This window comes from Mucilaginibacter sp. AK015 (genome assembly GCF_014200785.1).
GTDB lineage: Bacteria > Bacteroidota > Bacteroidia > Sphingobacteriales > Sphingobacteriaceae > Mucilaginibacter.
In genome coordinates this window covers 256986-274374 of sequence record NZ_JACHCV010000003.1, presented here as the reverse complement: position 1 = coordinate 274374, position 17389 = coordinate 256986, and the positions used below count along the sequence as shown (strand labels likewise).

Below are 17389 nucleotides of genomic sequence, written 5' to 3'. Positions count from 1 at the left end.
TACATCTCGCTTTTGTGAATTTTCTTTTTTAATGAGACACTTTTTCCGTGTTTGATGAGACGGTACGATTTTACTAACCAGCAAAGATGCCGCAGACAATTCCACCGATTAGTCCAAGACCGATTATCGGGGCGTATTTTTTGGTGACCAACGCATCCGGTAAACTCAAAACAATTCCTATTAAAGCCCCTTTGAGCCAACCATGCATAGGAAGTTGCATGTTAAAGATGATAAAGCCGATGGCGAAACGGCTGATAAAGGATGCCGTCATTGCAGCTGTTTTGTCCCCGAATTTCATGGCAAGCATGGGAAGGATAGATACTATGCCAAAGATGATACCGGCGATGAGGCCTTTTGTAATATTGTTCATGTTACTACTTTTTCAGGTCATAAGCTTCCCGCAACCAACCCAGTAACTCATCATCCACTTCGCCAGGTGCATTGAGTTTGATCGTATGATGGAAACGGTTCGCCGAAGCTTGCTCGACTTTACTGACCCGTGTGCTATTTAACCGGTGGTTCAGGTGTACTTCCAGGTTGATCGCTTTTTTTTGCGCATAAACACCGGCAAACCCAAAACGGTTGCCCAAATGGATGCTGGTCTTTTTAGGTTCTATCTTCACCGGGCCGAACTTGTGAAGCTCTTCGATCAGTTTTTCATAGATCTCCGCCACCACAGGTTCCCTGTTTTCCAGGTGGTTTAATTCAGTGTATTCCATACTATTGAACAATCAACTACACAAACTTAATAAAAAGGAGTTATAAATAATTGTGTTAATAATAGAGGTCAGCAATGTTCAACATCTTACTCTAATATTGTCTCATTAAAAGTGAAAAAAGTGTCTCATTAAAAAAGAAAATTCACAGCTTTAAAAAATAATTTGCAGGTCACTACTCCTTTGGTATTGACAGCCTGTTAGATAGTTAATAAGCAGAAATTAATTCAGATATGAACGAGCAGGAAGCAGAAGATTTATTAGCGCGGTATTTGGAAGGATCCCTAAGTGACGAGGAATCGGCTATCGTAAATAGCTGGTATCAGAATATGGCTGCCGAAGAAGGACTGCCCGAAACGAATCCCGATCTCGAGCAAATAAAGCGCGATATATGGAAGAAAGTCATAAAGAAATCAGTCAGGTTACTGTGGCCGCGGATCGCGGCGGCGGCTTCTATTATTATCGCTTGTTCGGTTGGTGGTTATTTTGTATTGCATCAAACCCTGTCGCCACAGCAAGTTGTCCAACTGAAACCAGGCACTTTTAAAAATGATGCCTTGCCAGGTAATAAAGCGATCTTGACCTTAGGGAATGGTCAGCAGATCGTGGTAAGCGCAGCTAAGAACGGCACGATCGCACAGCAAGGGTCGACCAGTATTTCTAAAACTGCTAATGGCGGTATCGTCTATGCGGCCAGTAACAATGATCAGCCATTAACTTATAATACATATACCGTTCCGCGCGGGGGCGGTAAGCATGCCATCACGCTGGCGGATGGTACACTCGCTGTCCTGGACGCGGCTTCTTCTATCCGTTATCCGGCCGCTTTTTCAGGCAAGGACCGCAAAGTGGAAGTAACGGGACAAGTTTACTTTGAAGTCGTACATAATGCTGCCAAGCCATTTTTTGTACTGGCCAAGGGCCAGACCATAGAAGATATCGGAACGCACTTTAACGTGAATGCTTTTGATGATGAGCCTGGTCTGAAGACCACATTATTGGAAGGCAGCATCAAAGTGGCTGGCAAACTATTAAAACCGGGACAACAGGCCGTTCAGTTAGATGGCAAACTTAATATTTTAAATGATGTAAACACGCAGGAAGTGGTCGCCTGGAAGAATGACCTGTTCCTATTTACCAATAACACCACGCTGCCCACGATCATGAAACAAATCAGCCGATGGTATGATCTGGAAGTGGTCTACCAAGGCAGCGGCAGGCCGTATCATTTCGGCGGTGACATGCCAAGAACATCCAAACTATCCGATGTATTAAAAATATTAGCCTATAGCGGGGTGCAATTCTCCGTGGATGGCAAAAAGATCATTGTTTACCAATAAAGCAGCCTATGATAAAATAACTACTCAATAACAAGTTACTGCACCAGGGATGGAAAGTAACGGCCATAAAAAAGCCGGACCGACTACGAATCGGGACCGGCAATGATCAGGCCGAATCAGACAATTTGACGAACTGTATTAATTCTTTAACCCTAACCATTGCAAAACTATGCAATTAAACGCTCTTTGCAAACACTGCAAACTATTGTTAAACCACCAAACGCTCCTGTGTATGAAATTCACTGCGTTTATCCTTCTGGCATTCTGCATCCAGGTCAGTGCGACAGCGCTTGCGCAAAAGATCACCCTGTCTGAACGCAAAGCCCCGCTGGAAAAGGTCATCAACGAGATCAAGAAACAGACCGGCTATTCCTTCTTTTATAACCAGGAATGGCTCCAAGCCGCTCAGCCCGTAGATGTACAATTGAAAAACGCCTCCTTAGAACAGGCTCTAAAAAGCGCGTTTGCCGGCCAGCCCTTTGACTATGCCATCGTCAACAATACGATCGTATTAAAATTAAAGGATCAAACATTGACTGATAAAGAAAGGCAATCAGTGGTCCCCGTAACCGTTAACGGGCGCGTTGTTGATTCTGTCGGCACGCCGCTTATTGGGGCGACAGTGGCCATTAAAGGATCGAGCAAGGCTACTTTAACAAATGACAGGGGTGAGTTTTCAATCGCCGCCCAACCTGATGACTGGATTTCCGTATCCTTTATCGGTTTTAAAGTGTATGAATTTCGGGTATCTGAAAATCAAGCTTTTATTACTGTTCGATTAATGCCATTAACTTCTGGCCTAAAGGAAGTGGTTGTAAGTACCGGTTATCAAAATGTGCCGTTGGAACGCGCCACTGGTTCATTCTCGAAGTTAGACAACGAATTATTTAATCGCAGAGTTAGTGGTAACGTTCTTGATCGATTAGAAGGCGTCGTTCCAGGGTTATTATTTAACCGCAATCAACCTGGGTCGCCTTTAACTATTCGTGGTTATTCCACTATATTTTCTAATACCGATCCATTAATTGTGGTAGACAACTTTCCATTTGAAGGAAATATAAACAATATCAATCCAAATGATATCGAAAACATAACGGTATTGAAAGATGCAGCCGCAGCCAGTATATGGGGTGTCCGCTCAGGTAACGGCGTGATAGTAATCACCACAAAAAAAGGCAAGCGTAATCAGAAAATGTCTGTAGAAGCTAACGCCAACTTGACTATTGGTGATCGTCCTAATGTATTTTATAGCCCCAACTTCTTAGATTCAAAAGATTATATAGGCGTAGAGAAATCATTATTTAGTCAAGGATTCTACGATGGCAGGCTGTCTGACCCGAGCTATCCTTGGATTTCACCTGTCGTACAGATTCTAGCAGACCAGCGTTCAGGCAAAATTTCGCAACAACAAGCGGACACCCAAATTGGTATTTTGGAAAATAATGATATCAGGAATGACATAGAGAAATATTTGTATCGCAAGTCAGTTAATCAACAGTATTCTTTGAATTTCAGGGGTGGTGGCGTTACCAATGATTATTTTTTCTCGGCTGGATATGATCACAATCTGTCAAACACTATGGGCGACCAAAATAGCCGCATTAGTCTATCATCCGAACAAAATTTTTATCCGACAAAAAATCTTACATTGAACGTTGGACTGAATCTTTATCAAACCAATACACAGGCCAATGCTTTAGCGGGCACCTTGAACAATGGCGATGTGGCCCCGCTCTATCCTTATGCACGATTAGTGGATAAAAATGGAGCCGCGCTACCAATCGTACATAGTTATAATCTTGCCTGGATCAGCGACCCCTTGGCCCAAAAAGGCTTTTTAGATTGGCAATATCGGCCTTTGGACGAAATAAACAATGCCGATAATACACAGAAAGTATTGGAAACGAAGATCAATGCTGGCCTAAACTATAATTTTTTCGATGGACTAAATTTCAGCTTCAAATATCAGCATGAACAGCAAAAAGTAAGTGCAGAAAATTATTACAGCACATCCAGTTACTATGCTCGAAATTTGATCAACCAGTACACCAATTTTTCTTCTTCTAACACATATCCGATTCCGATTGGCGGAATTTCCAATCAGGAAACCGACGATATCAGCGCAAACAAATATCGTTTTCAACTAAACTATACAGGTAATATTAATTCAAAACATATCATAAGTGGATTATTGGGCGGTGAACTTAATTCGACAGTTTCTGCTACCAATCGTTATAATACGATATACGGTTATGATAAGAGCACAGGTGCCTTTCAAAGTGTCGATTTTACTTCGTCTTTTGTAACTACTCCTCAATCATCTATACAAAAAATACCTAATGCAGCATATTTTGGAGGGGGGATTAACCACTATCTTTCCTATTTTGCGAATGGCTCTTATACTTACGATGAACGATATGGTATCATATTGAGCGGACGTATTGACAAATCAAACCTTTTCGGCGTAAATACTAATCAAAAAGCAGTACCACTTTACTCTATCGGTTTTTCTTGGGATTTGAGCAAGGAGAAATTTTATGATTTCAAATGGTTGCCCTACTCTAAATTTCGGATTACATATGGCTATAATGGTAATTTAAATACGTCCGCAACAGCGGTTACGACATTCTCAACTGGCAGCAATAGTTACATATCTGGTATTACTTATAACGATATCGCCAATCCCGGCAATCCGTCCCTGCGCTGGGAAAAGGACCGAATGATCAATTTGGGGTGGGACTTCCGATCTAAAAATAATATACTGTCTGGGAGTATAGAATACTATCTAAAAAAAGGGGTCGATCTTTTTGGCAACTCGCCTTTGGTTCCATCCACAGGCCTTTATGATTTTTTTGGAAATACCGCGAGTATAGCAGGGAGTGGATTAGACGTGCAATTCAATATTAATGCCGTTCGAACAGCGCGATTAAGTTGGTCAACCAACGTGATTTTTAGCCACACGATTACCAAAATAACAAAATATGATAAACAGATATTGAGTGCAGGATCAAACCTTTATGATGGTGGCATATTAAACCCTATAGTTGGCAAGCCTGTGTATTCCATTTATAGTTTTAAATGGGGAGGACTTACGCATGATACAGGTGATCCACAAGGGTATTTAAATGACAAACTTAGCACCGACTACGCTGGTATTATTAATAGTGGGAATGTGGATAACCTGGTTTTTAACGGCTCAGCAACACCAACCACATTTGGTTCTCTGCGTAATAACTTGTCTTATGGCCCGCTAAATTTATCTATAAATATCATCTATAAATTTAATTATTTTTTTAGGCGTTCGTCGGTTAACTATGGCGGTCTTACCGTACCCCAAAATATCGATTATACCAAACGATGGACGAAGCCAGGCGATGAACTAAGCACGAATGTACCGTCGATGCCCGCGACTATAAATAACTTTGATCCAAATAGGGAATATTTTTACAAGTTCTCGTCAGCATTGGTTGACAAGGGCGACCATATCCGATTGCAGGATATAAGTTTGAGTTACAATATAAAAAACATAACATTTTTAAAAGGCATATCTAATCTACAGCTATATAGTTATATCAACAATGTAGGTGTTTTATGGAGGGCGAATCACGATCGTTTAGACCCTGATCTTTTGGGTTCTTCGTCCCTGCCGCTTCCCCGCACGATCGCTTTTGGACTTAAAATGAATTTTTGACGAATTACATTATGAAAAAAACAATTAAACTTTTGACTATGATAGCCTTATTTACCATGTGTTTGTTTCAAGTCGCATGTAAAAAGGAAGACGCTTTTCTTGCCGCTGTGCCTAATATACAGTTGGCCGTTCCAAAATCATTAAATGATTTAAAACTTTTATTACAAAATGAAAGAATTTTTAATGCGATCGAACCAGGTTATGACATTGTTGCGGGAGAACGATTTAGCACAACTGACGCATTTTTTTCAGGCTTCAATAAAGAATCTCAAAATGCTTACAGTTGGGCAGGCAGAGTTTGGTCCGCCATCAGTGATGTGCCTGAATGGAGGGATCCGTATCAGCAGATTTTTTATGCGAACACGGTTTTATATTATTTACCAAAGGTAGCTGATGGACAGTCTCAAAACGCTTTGTATAACCAGATAAAAGGTACTGCACTTTTTTTTCGGGCAAAAGCTTATTTCAGTTTGATGCAGCTATTTACCATGCCCTACAAATCATCCAGTGCGGGTAGCGATCTTGGTGTACCGTTACGACTGACGTCAGATATAAACGCAAAAGCAGATCGGGCCACCCAGCAGCAGTGTTATGACCAAATTCTTAATGATCTGCAAGAAAGCAGTCAATTATTGCCTACAAGTACACCATATAATACCCAACCAACTATTATTGCAGCATACGGTCTTTTGGCAAGGGTTAATTTAAGTTTAGGCAGATTTCATGAAGCGCTTGATGCTGCAAATTCTTTTCTAAATAAGTTCAACGTTTTAACCGATTATAACACCTTAGTACCCGGATTTCAAATATCCACGTCATATTTAGCAGAAGATGTTTTTCATATGGACGCGTTTAATTTTTATATAGTCATGTTAGGTTCGAGAAAGGTTGTTGACCCCGCATTATACGCATCATATACTGATAATGATCTTCGCAAAAGTATTTTGTATAGCGTATCAGGTGGACGAAGGTACTTTAGCGGCACTTACGAAATTAACTTGGGTACGTTATATAAAGGTATAGCTACTGATGAGCTTTATTTGATCCGTGCAGAATGTTATGCTAGGGCGGGCAATACAACTGCAGCTATGACTGATCTTAATACGCTGCTAATAAAAAGGTGGAAAACTGGGACTTTTTTGCCTTACACTGCGGCGACAGCCGATGATGCCTTACAGCAAATTCTTAACGAAAGAGATAAGGAATTGGTATGCCGTGGTTTAAGGTGGTATGATTTGCGCAGACTGAATATCGATCCAAAATTTGCGAAAACATTGACTAGGACAAATCTTGGTGTGACTTATAGCTTACCGGCGAACGATTTGCGTTATGCACTACTAATCCCTGATCAGGAAATTCAACTAACTGGTATACAACAAAACGCTCGATAATAAAACATAGATATATGAAAAGATTTTTTTTAATTCTTGGCTTTTGGGCCCAAGTTATCTTGGTTAAAGGCCAATCTACAAACGTCTCAATTAGTGGAAGATTAACATTCCTGAAGGATATTGATACTATAAAGGTCGAAATATATAAATATGGTTACAGATTTGCGGATGTTATAAAAAAGGTAGATACCATTAAAGTTACTAATAAGTCGTTGTCGTTTAAATGTTCAGCCTATGGCAACCAAACCTACATACGTCTGATTTATCCATCTTTTGACCCGCAATTTTTTCTAATACGGCCGGGAGATCAAATAAATATTACAAATAGCGATGGACTATTAATATTTACCGGTAAAGGCGCGAAGAAGTATAATGTTCAGGCGGTATTAAATAAAATGGAGTTACAGTTTTTACAAAATCACTCTAATAGCCTAACCGAATATGATAGTTTCATACCATTTTTTAAGTCAGTTGATTCATTATCCGTTCAAATGCATAATTACCTTGTTGGCCAGAGCATGTCGAAAGACAAGTCATATCGAACAATCCTGGCCGATGTTGATAATTTTCCTTTAGTTACTAAGTATCATGCCATTCATTTTTTAAAAGATTGGTATGAAAAGGCGGTGCCAACGGGATATTCGGCTATTTGGAAAAAATATCTTTTAGCATCGACCGATAAAGATAAGGATGTCAGTTTGAGCCAAAATTTCACGAATTATATATATGTTAAATTTCAAGCTGATTGTGTTTTAAAAAATATTCCTTTTTCAAAGGGCAATTTCTTTAGCTATATTTTAAATGATTTTCGTGGTATCGCTAGAGAGAAACTCTTAATTTTCTTTCTGAATAAATATAGAGGGGACACGACTGGAGCTTTAAGTAATTGGATCGATCAATCGATTGCGTTTATCACTACTCCTGATTTTAAAAACTGGGTATCTAAACTTCGACAAAACACTCCCGGCGCAAAAGTCTCTTTTTCTAATTTGTCGGATACATCGGGCCGGTTATATACTTCAAATGATTTCAAAGGGAAAGTATTAGTATTGGACTTTTGGTTTACTGGCTGCGGGAATTGTGTCCAACTGTTACCTTACCTTAAAAAGGTTGAAAACCAATTTACTTCCAATGACAAAGTCATGTTTGTTAGTATTTCGACTGACCAAAATAAAACTATGTGGCAAAGCAGCGTAAAAAGGGGCACCTACAGCAGTTCAGAATCGCTCAATTTATATACTGGCGGCCGTGGTTGGAATGACCATTTGGTAAAACAATTACAAGTTAGTGGCGCGCCTACGCTCAAAATCATCGACAAGGATGGAAAGTTATTTGAGAATCCGATTGATTGTCGCACGGATGGAGGGAAGGATCTGATTGAAAAAATCAATAAAGCGTTAGCTAAAAATTAAATTAATATGTGGTTCCAATACTGCATTTCGCAATATCGAAACCAGTTAAATCCATTAAGCATTATGAAAAAGATTTTTAATATTCTGTTTTTCCTGCTAATTGCAAATTACGGTTTCGGCCAGGAAGTACCAGTTGAGTTGCAAGCCATTGGTCAAGATGATGCTGAGCAACTCAGCACGCTAATAACCAACAATAATATCAATGCTTGTTATTTAGAAAAATACACTCTTTTAGCTGAAACGATCCGCTTGAATGCGAATAACTGTTTCCAATTGTTAATAGAAAAAGGGGCTGATTTGAATAAGGTTTGCGGAGACTATTTTCCGCCGATCATGTTCGCTGCTAAATACGGCAGGTTGGAAATGCTCAAAACGTTACTCGCAAAAGGGGCTAATAAAAACTATCATTATCATGGCAGCCTGAAACAATTTGAGGGGGAAACGCCATTAAGCTACGCGGAGAAGAATAAACAAACCGCAGTCGTCGATTATTTACGATCCCTTACCAAATAACGTTAAACAAAGATTTCTGAACATATGAATATTAATAATCGATACCTAAAAGGTATTGCTTTAGGCACGCTTTGTTTATTTTTTTCGGTATTCGCAGTAGCGCAAAAGCCGAACTGGCAAAATTTAGACTTACAAAAGGATAGCGTTTTTGGAATTAGTACGGAAAAGACTTACCAGGAACTGCTTCTGGGCAAAAAGCCGAAAGCTGTGATCGTCGCGGTCATTGATGCGGGTACGGATACAAGTCATGAAGATTTGAAAGCAATACTCTGGCGCAATCCCAAAGAGCGCCGTGATGGCAAGGATAATGACCGCAACGGTTATGTGGATGACATTAATGGCTGGAGTTTTATCGGTTCGGCTATAGGAAACGTACTTTATGATAATTTGGAATTGACCCGGCAGGTTGCTGCGCGTGCCCGACATTTTAATGGTTTGGATTTGGGCAAACTTAGCGGGACCGACAAAGCCGTTTATCAGGCTTGGCTTCGGGATAAACTCATGTTGGATAGCCTAAGAACGCTAGCGCATGCACCGGTGGACAATATCCATAACTTCATGCGGGTGTTCGATGTGATTCTAAGAAAACTGAATACAGCGAAGCCTTCCCTGCAGCAACTCGAAAAATATAAGCCTGATAATGATACCCAAACCCAGGTGCTGGCAGTGATGGTTAATGCTTCGAAAACTGATCCGGATATGGTTAAGCATATTCGCGAGCGGGCTGAACGCGATCTGGAACACGCTGAAGGCCAACTGGCGCACGATTATAATCTGGACTTTGATCCGCGGTACATCGTTGGTGATCATTATGAAAATCCAACGGAAAGGAGCTATGGCACGCCGGTCGTTTACGTACCGGAGGCCACCCATGGCACCCATGTGGCGGGTATTATCGGAGCGGTGCGAGATAATGGCATCGGGATCAACGGTGTTGCAGACTATGTTCAATTAATGATCGTCAGGGTCGTGCCAATAGGTGATGAACGGGATAAGGATGTGGCCAACGGTATACGTTATGCCGTAGATAACGGTGCTAAAGTGATTAATATGAGTTTCGGAAAAGGTCTCAGCCCTTATAAAAGTGTGGTAGATGATGCCGTGAAATATGCCATGGCGCATGATGTATTAATCATTCATGCAGCTGGCAACGGAAATGAAGATCTTGACCATACCCCAAATTTTCCAAATGCGGTCTACGCCGATGGCAGCGGAACAGCCCAAGCCTGGTTAGAAGTTGGCGCATCCGGGATTTATGCTGACCGGCAACTAAAAGCCCCATTTTCCAACTATGGCAAAAACACCGTAGATGTATTTGCTCCAGGCGTTCAGATACTATCTGCCGTCCCTGGCTCAAAGTATGAACGCTTTGACGGAACCAGTATGGCAGCACCTGTCGTGTCTGGTTTAGCGGCCCTGATCCGGGAATATTATCCAAAACTAAATGCGGTTCAAGTCAAAGAAATTATTTGCAAAACAGTTGTCCCATTTCCGCACCATGTTTTTGTAACAAAGGGCGGTCAACAGGTACCTATTCAGTTTGCTGAGCTAAGTAAATATGGCGGTGTGGTTAATGCTTATGAAGCTTTAAAATTAGCTGAAAAATATGCGAGTAAGTAATCATCAAAGGCGCTTATGCTTTGTAATTTTTCTAGGGGCTTCAAGTATTACGGTGCTTGGACAACAAGTCGTAGATGGACCTTATGTTAGTTACCACGGAGATCAGGTTATTGTTACCACAATCATTAAGGAGGAGGATTTGTTAAAACCAGTGGTTAAAAAACACTCTTTTGAACAGCAGGCGAATATTGTCTTGGACGTGGTCCCTGAAGGAGAGCCAAAATTCGCATTCCAAGTTAAATTGCAATCTTCTATTGCCAATGCTCCTGCCGTCTACCCGGCCAGCGGTAAGTTATTCCTTATCTCCGACATCGAAGGCGAATTTAAGCCTTTCAGGGAGTTGTTGCTAGCAGCCAAGGTCATGAACAAAGATTATCAATGGACATTCGGCAATGGCAGTCTAGTGATCGCCGGTGATCTTTTTGACCGTGGCAAAGACGTCATACCCGAACTTTGGCTCCTCTACAAACTGGAAGACGAGGCCAAAGCACAAGGTGGTAAAGTCCACGTTATTTTAGGTAATCACGACATCATGAATTTGTCAGGCGACCATCGTTACACGGACGCAAAATATTTTAAAAGCGCCTGGCTGCTAAAGACCGACTGTACTGGCTTATTCGGCGCAGACATGGAACTTGGGCGCTGGCTGAGGAGCAAGAATTTGATGGAAAAAATCGGCGATCTGCTAATCTTGCATGGAGGCGTATCCTCGCCGATAAATGATCTTAGAATGCCCCTTCAGCAATTAAACGACCGAAGCCGTCCTTTTTACTCGGTGGCAAATAAACGTGCGCAGATAACAGACGAAACCCTGCTGCCTGTTTTTGCCGGTAACACTGCACCATTCTGGTACAGGGGATTTTTTATGCAGCCTCGTGCAAGCACGAGCCAAGTGGACAGCACGCTACAATTATATGCTTGCAATCGAATCATCGTCGGCCATACCATCTTAGCCAAAAACATCGGTTTATATTATAACGGAAAGGTACTCGCGCTGGATGTGAACCAACATCAGGGCGATAACCGGGCGGTTCTGATGGAAGGAAACGAATGGTCTATCATTAATGCTAAGGGAAAAAAAAGGAAGCTGGTTTACGACCCTTCCAATGATAACCTAACGGACGACGATATAAAATAGAGTATGTAACGACTACTGCATATGAACAACGGGAAACTAGACGAGATCGATAAAAGTATTTTAAATGTATTGCAGCGTGAGGGGCGAATTGAAACTTTGGAGTTATCCAAGCGGGTGAATTTGTCGCGGACCCCCGTTTCCCTTCGGCTCGAAAAGTTGCTCGAATCGCGTGTGATCCGTGGTTTTGCGGCTCTATTAGACAGAGAAAAGGCCGGCTGGCCGGTACTGGTCGTAACGCATGTCAAACTCGAAAAGCAAACCACGCTTTTGCTGACCGAATTTGAAGAACAGGCTTGTACAATGACCGAGGTGCAGGCTTGTTTCCATGTCTCGGGCGACTGGAATTTTATCTTGCTCGTGGCTGCCAGAACACCACAAGCCTATTTCACCTTTCTGATGGGGCAAATCAATAGCCTGCCCAACGTAGCGCATACGGACAGCGCGTTTGTCATGAAGGAGGCCAAGATACAAGGACCGCTGCCGATATAGGCATTATGCCTAATAAAGCTCGCTGAATAGGCATAATGCATAAAGATCAACAAATGGCTGGTCGATGTTGAAAAATGAGGAAATTCAGGTTATGAAACTAACGATTTTGGTGATCGGTGCCTGCGGGCAGTTAGGGAGCGAACTCACCCGCGCGCTACGCAAAAAGCACGGCTGGAAGAACGTGATCGCTGCGGATATTCATCCTGCGACCGATACATCCCAGCGCGATGGTTTGTACCTTCAATTAGACGTCCTGAATAAGAAAAAGCTGGCTTATATCGTCGCTCACCGCGGTATCAAGCATATCTATCACCTGGCGGCAGTTTTATCGGCTACCGCCGAACAAAACCCGGCCAGGGCCTGGGAAATTAATATGCAGGGTTTGCTGAATGTATTGGAGGTGGCGAAAGATCATAAAGTCCAGCAGCTGTTTTGGCCAAGCAGTATTGCGGTATTTGATAAGCATTGCGACATCAAGCCCTCGACGGTTTACGGCATCAGCAAGGCAGCCGGTGAAAACTGGTGTCAATATTACTTTGAGAGATACGGGCTGGATGTGCGGAGCCTGCGGTACCCTGGGCTGATCAGTCACCGGACCAAACCCGGCGGCGGCACGACAGATTATGCTGTAGACATATTTCATCAGGCCATCCAACGCGGCGGCTATGAATGCTTTCTGAATAAAGAGACGACCCTGCCGATGATGTATATGCCGGATGCCGTCAACGCAACGCTGGCATTAATGGATGCTCCGCCAGCAAATATTCATATTCGTTCGGCTTATAATATCGCCGCCATGAGTTTCTCACCTGTGGAGCTCGCCGACGAAATCGGCGGGCACCTGCCCGGATTCGAAATGAACTATTGCCCGGATTTCCGCCAAGCCATCGCGGACAATTGGCCGAAACATATCGATGATCAAAACGCGCGACGCGATTGGGGCTGGCAGGAAACTTATAACCTGGAAACGATGACCGCCGACATGCTGGCACATTTAAACCAAAAGGAACTATGCTAAAGGCAAATCGGGAAAGACTCGCCAATCTCTGGCAGGCGGTCGGCAACAGCCCGATGATCGCCGTGTCCTACAGCTATCAGGGCGGCCCGCAGCAGCAGATCCTGGTCAAGTGTGAGCAGGGCAATCTGACGGGCAGCATCAAGGACCGTATGGCTTTATATCTGCTGGAAAAGGCTTATGAAACGGGTGCCATACAGCCAGGCGACCAGATCGTGGAGGCGAGTTCCGGCAATACCGGGATCGCCCTGGCGGCCATCGGGTCGGCTTTGGGACACCCGGTGCGGATCATCATGCCCGACTGGCTGAGCCGTGAACGTTCTGAATTGATTCGGGCTTATGGTGCCGAGGTGCAATTGATCAGTGCTGCCGAGGGCGGTTTTCTGGGCAGCATCAAACAGGCCGAGGCGATGAGTCATTACGACCGGGTGTTTCTGCCCCGGCAGTTCCGGAACCGATATAATGTCGAGGCGCATGAACGGACGACCGGCCGCGAGATCGACCGGCAATTATTGCTGTTGAAACTTAAACCGCAGGCCTTTGTGGCCGGCGTCGGTACCGGCGGCACCGTTATGGGCGCGGGCGGCTACCTGAAAAGTATCTACCCCGATCTGAAAATCCATCCGCTGGAACCTGCCGAAAGCCCGACCCTGACCACCGGGCATAAGGTAGGTTCCCACCGGATCCAGGGCATCAGCGATGAGTTCATACCCGCGATCGTCAACTTAAAAGCCCTGGACAAAGTCATACAGGTCAATGATGGCGACGCCATCATCATGGCGCAAAGATTAGGCAAGGAACTGGGCCTGGGGGTCGGCATATCCTCCGGCGCCAATTTATTAGGTGCCATCAAAGTGCAGCAAGCTTTAGGTCACCCTGCGGTTGTGGTGACCGTTTTCGCTGACAACAACCAAAAATATTTAAGCACCGCCTTGTTTGAGAAAGAGCAAGCCAAGCCCGGTTATTGGAGCCCGGATATCAAATTAATGAATTACAGCATCCATGAACGACTTCGTTAAGCAAGAAGCTCTTTGGTTAGGGGCGCGTTTTGGCGATCCTGCTCCCCCGGGGGGGAGGACGCCATTACTGAAAAAACATTTCGCTTCGTTCTTTATCGTTTTTTCATTTTCGTAAAAAATGAGATCAGTAAATAATAGTTAATACCAAATGAGAAGATGCCCGCCGTAAGCGCGGCGGGCTATTTTTATTTCAAGACGAAAAATATTAAATAAAAATTAAAGTGATCCCTTAATTCCCCACAAGGGGCGCTTTTGTCCGGTAACTTCGACCTAAACCAATTTTATTTACATGGACAATTTGATCAATAAAACTTTCAAGGACTTTGAGAACATACCGGGTATGGGTCCTTATGAACGGGCGGCGGAATGGTCGGCTTATGTGGCGGACTGGCGTTCACGCGGTCACTGGAATTACCGGCAGATGGCGTTTTCGGGCTGCGGCCCGCGGGTGGAACTGCGGTTGGATTGGGGTTCGAAGCGGGATTATGTCAGCTTGGTTTCCAATGATTACCTGGGCTTCACGCAGCATCCGAAGGTCAAGGCGGCTGCGATTGCTGCTATTGAAAAGTATGGCACCGGTGCCGGGGCATCCCCGGCGATTGGTGGTCATTATGATTTCCACGCGGAGATCGAGCGGGAGATCGCGGCCTTCTTAGGCTGGGAAAGCGCGCTGGTCTTTACCACTGGCTATACTGCCAATTCAGCGATGCTGCAATGCCTGCTGAAAAAGGATGACTTGGCAATTTTTGATTCGGCGATCCATGCGAGTGTGCAGGAAGGTGGTTTGCTGACGAACGTAAAGACTTTTCCGCATAATGACCTGATGGCACTGGAGCATGTGCTGCGCAATTCGGAAGATAAATACCGTACGCGCCTGGTGGTAGTCGACGGGGTCTATTCCCAGGATGGGGATTTAGCACCGCTTGACAGGATCATCGCTTTGTGCAAATTATATAATGCCATGATTGTGGTCGATGATGCGCATGGTACGGGTGTGATCGGTGAGCGTGGTCGCGGGGTGCTGGAGTTGTATGACCTGTTGCAGGAGGTGGACATCATTACGGGTTCATTCAGCAAGACCTTTGCGCATGTGGGTGGCTATGTGGTGGCCAAACCAGAGTTGGTGGAGTACCTCAAGTTCCATTCGCGCCAGCATATCTTTTCGGCGACACTGCCGCCGGCCGCGGCTTGTATCCCGGTAGCGATCAGGTTGGTGGATAGTGAACCGCAATGGATGTTGCAGCTATGGGAGAATGTGACCTATTTCCGGAACGGGCTGGTGGAATTAGGCTTGGATGTGGGTAATACGCAATCGGCGATCATCCCGGTGAAGACCGGTGATCCGCTGGTGGCGGCGGAAGCCACCAAATTGTTGCTGGAAGCCGGAGTTTATGCCAATCAGATCGGTTACCCGGCGGTGTCGAAGAAAGACGCGAGGGTACGGCAAAGTTTGATGGCGACGCATACGCGAGAAGACCTCGACCAAGTGCTGAATGCCTGGGAATGGGTGAACAGTAAGTTGAAACTAAACAAAAGAGAGGAATATGCCTATGACAAGAAAGAAGGAACATAAGATACGGGACCCGGACAAGATGCGCCGACGGCTCATTGATGCGATCGGTGAGATCTTAGAAAAGCAGGGCTTCACCGGCGTACGGGTCAATAACATCGCCCGGCATTTGGACCGCGATAAGAACCTGGTCCGCTATTATTTCGGAAATATCCAGAATTTGAAAAAAGCTTTTATCATGGAAAAGGATTACTGGCCGCCATTTTTTGAACGGTTCAAGTTGAATGAGCTATCAGGCCGGGTGGAGATCAGGCAACTGTTTGTAGAACTGATGCGCGAGAACTACCGCTTCTTCAAGAACCATAAGGAGATGCAGAAGATCATTCAGTGGCAGATCAATGAGAATTTGTCTTTGCTCCGGCATATTTCGGATTCACGCGAGCTGGAGGGCGAAAAACTGCTGGTGCGGACGGATAAATTCTTTGAAGGCACGGGCGTAAGTTTTCGAAGTGTGGTGTGCTTGCTGTTGGGCGGTATCTATTATGTGGTTCTGCATGCGACGACGAACGGCAGTAAGGTGGCCAGCGTAGATATCACTGTAGACGAAGAGCATGAGGCGCTCTGGCGGACAATCGGTCAGATCATTGATTGGGCTTTCGAGGCGGCCGAAAAGGCCGGTGGCCTGGTTTAATTAAGTTTAACCTTAAATTTTCTACCTTTATGGCAAAATTTGAAATAAGAAACAGCAAAGTCTTTTAGACATATCAGCTATTATAGCATTCACGATCTTTTGGTCTTTTGAGAAACTGGTAATTTTAAAAAAGGAGATCCAAGAGCAAGTGCAATGCCCGCAGAAGTGCGGGCGTACTTGTTTGATGTTCTCCAAGGGTATACCAGTACCTTCAAAAGGCATCTATAAGGAAACCCGCACTATTGCTTTTCTCCCCTAGCAATTATTTACCTTCTACTTCCTGAAAAATATGTTACTACTATGGATCATGGTGGGATTGACGGTTGTTGTGTTGTTGATCCTGAATATCAAGCTGGTTAGGCGCAGCCGGACGGAACGCCGGCAGCGTGAACTGAAAGCTGTATTGGATAAAGAAGCGACGTTTTTGAAGAACTGCGCCTTGTATCAATTATCGGAACGCGAAATGGAAGTTTTGCGCTTAATGCTCGAAGGGCACACTTACCGTTCTGCCGCTGAGATATTGTTTATTTCCGAAAAAACCATTGATGCGCACCTGCGCAGTATTTACAGCAAGACCGGCGTCAAAAATAAAGTGGAGCTAGTCGTAAAGTTCTATAGCTGATCCGTTTGGGACACTTCCTGATTCAGCACTTTTAGGAGTACTCCCTATTGTTTTCAACCGACTTGACGTTCACCTTTGGTTAAAACAGCGCAGTCCTTTGCGGACCATTAAAGAAAGAAACGAACGAAAATCATTGCCTATGGTGTAAGCTTACGCATATCCTGTTGAGTGAAAGTTGTCGCCCGTGAACCGGCTAAACAGGACTTACTAAAAACAGTGCTA

15 protein-coding genes are annotated in these 17389 nt (G+C 44.1%); 13 read left to right on the top strand and 2 right to left on the bottom strand.

Annotated elements, in window-relative coordinates:
- Window positions 1-73 precede the first annotated feature (73 nt).
- Both HDC91_RS13435 and HDC91_RS13430 read right to left on the bottom strand, forming a co-directional pair.
- Window positions 74-370 (bottom strand): hypothetical protein, encoded by a 297-nt coding sequence (locus HDC91_RS13435; protein ID WP_183552989.1) that lies wholly within the window; start codon window positions 368-370, stop codon window positions 74-76.
- 4 nt (window positions 371-374) lie between these two features.
- Window positions 375-719 carry a DUF5655 domain-containing protein gene (locus tag HDC91_RS13430; protein WP_183552987.1) on the bottom strand — a complete coding sequence of 115 codons (345 nt, stop codon included), beginning with the start codon at window positions 717-719 and terminating at the stop codon, window positions 375-377.
- A 230-nt stretch (window positions 720-949) separates the two neighbouring features.
- Between HDC91_RS13430 and HDC91_RS13425 the strand changes: the two genes are divergently transcribed.
- The 13 genes from HDC91_RS13425 (at window position 950) to HDC91_RS13365 (ending at window position 17167) form a co-directional block, all read left to right on the top strand.
- A complete protein-coding gene (locus tag HDC91_RS13425; RefSeq protein ID WP_183552985.1) occupies window positions 950-2056 on the top strand; it encodes a FecR family protein in 1107 nt (368 codons plus the stop codon).
- A gap of 232 nt (window positions 2057-2288) precedes the next feature.
- The gene (locus HDC91_RS13420; protein ID WP_183552983.1) at window positions 2289-5747 is read left to right on the top strand and encodes a SusC/RagA family TonB-linked outer membrane protein; all 3459 of its coding nucleotides are present in this window, start codon (window positions 2289-2291) and stop codon (window positions 5745-5747) included.
- A 38-nt stretch (window positions 5748-5785) separates the two neighbouring features.
- The gene (locus HDC91_RS13415; protein ID WP_183552981.1) at window positions 5786-7138 is read left to right on the top strand and encodes a RagB/SusD family nutrient uptake outer membrane protein; all 1353 of its coding nucleotides are present in this window, start codon (window positions 5786-5788) and stop codon (window positions 7136-7138) included.
- A gap of 14 nt (window positions 7139-7152) precedes the next feature.
- Complete coding sequence (locus tag HDC91_RS13410; protein ID WP_183552979.1) at window positions 7153-8550, top strand: TlpA disulfide reductase family protein; 1398 nt, start codon at window positions 7153-7155, stop codon at window positions 8548-8550.
- Between the two features lie 63 nt (window positions 8551-8613).
- Window positions 8614-9063 (top strand): ankyrin repeat domain-containing protein, encoded by a 450-nt coding sequence (locus HDC91_RS13405; protein WP_183552977.1) that lies wholly within the window; start codon window positions 8614-8616, stop codon window positions 9061-9063.
- 24 nt (window positions 9064-9087) lie between these two features.
- Window positions 9088-10683, top strand: a complete 1596-nt coding sequence (locus tag HDC91_RS13400) for a S8 family peptidase (protein ID WP_183552975.1) — start codon at window positions 9088-9090, stop codon at window positions 10681-10683.
- On the top strand, window positions 10670-11821 hold the full coding sequence (locus tag HDC91_RS13395) for a metallophosphoesterase (protein WP_183552973.1): 1152 nt from the start codon (window positions 10670-10672) through the stop codon (window positions 11819-11821). Before HDC91_RS13400 ends, HDC91_RS13395 begins: the two co-directional genes overlap by 14 nt.
- A gap of 21 nt (window positions 11822-11842) precedes the next feature.
- On the top strand, window positions 11843-12310 hold the full coding sequence (locus HDC91_RS13390) for an Lrp/AsnC family transcriptional regulator (RefSeq protein ID WP_183552971.1): 468 nt from the start codon (window positions 11843-11845) through the stop codon (window positions 12308-12310).
- A 91-nt stretch (window positions 12311-12401) separates the two neighbouring features.
- Window positions 12402-13328: an NAD-dependent epimerase/dehydratase family protein gene (locus HDC91_RS13385; protein WP_183553501.1), complete on the top strand. Its 927-nt coding sequence runs from the start codon at window positions 12402-12404 to the stop codon at window positions 13326-13328.
- Entirely contained in the window at window positions 13322-14344 is a 1023-nt protein-coding gene (locus tag HDC91_RS13380; protein ID WP_183552969.1) for a PLP-dependent cysteine synthase family protein, read from the top strand. Before HDC91_RS13385 ends, HDC91_RS13380 begins: the two co-directional genes overlap by 7 nt.
- Before the next feature lie 289 nt (window positions 14345-14633).
- A complete protein-coding gene (locus HDC91_RS13375) occupies window positions 14634-15917 on the top strand; it encodes an aminotransferase class I/II-fold pyridoxal phosphate-dependent enzyme (protein WP_183552967.1) in 1284 nt (427 codons plus the stop codon).
- The gene (locus tag HDC91_RS13370) at window positions 15895-16545 is read left to right on the top strand and encodes a TetR/AcrR family transcriptional regulator (protein ID WP_183552965.1); all 651 of its coding nucleotides are present in this window, start codon (window positions 15895-15897) and stop codon (window positions 16543-16545) included. Before HDC91_RS13375 ends, HDC91_RS13370 begins: the two co-directional genes overlap by 23 nt.
- A gap of 289 nt (window positions 16546-16834) precedes the next feature.
- Entirely contained in the window at window positions 16835-17167 is a 333-nt protein-coding gene (locus HDC91_RS13365; protein ID WP_183552963.1) for a response regulator transcription factor, read from the top strand.
- The last annotated feature ends 222 nt before the right edge of the window (window positions 17168-17389 follow it).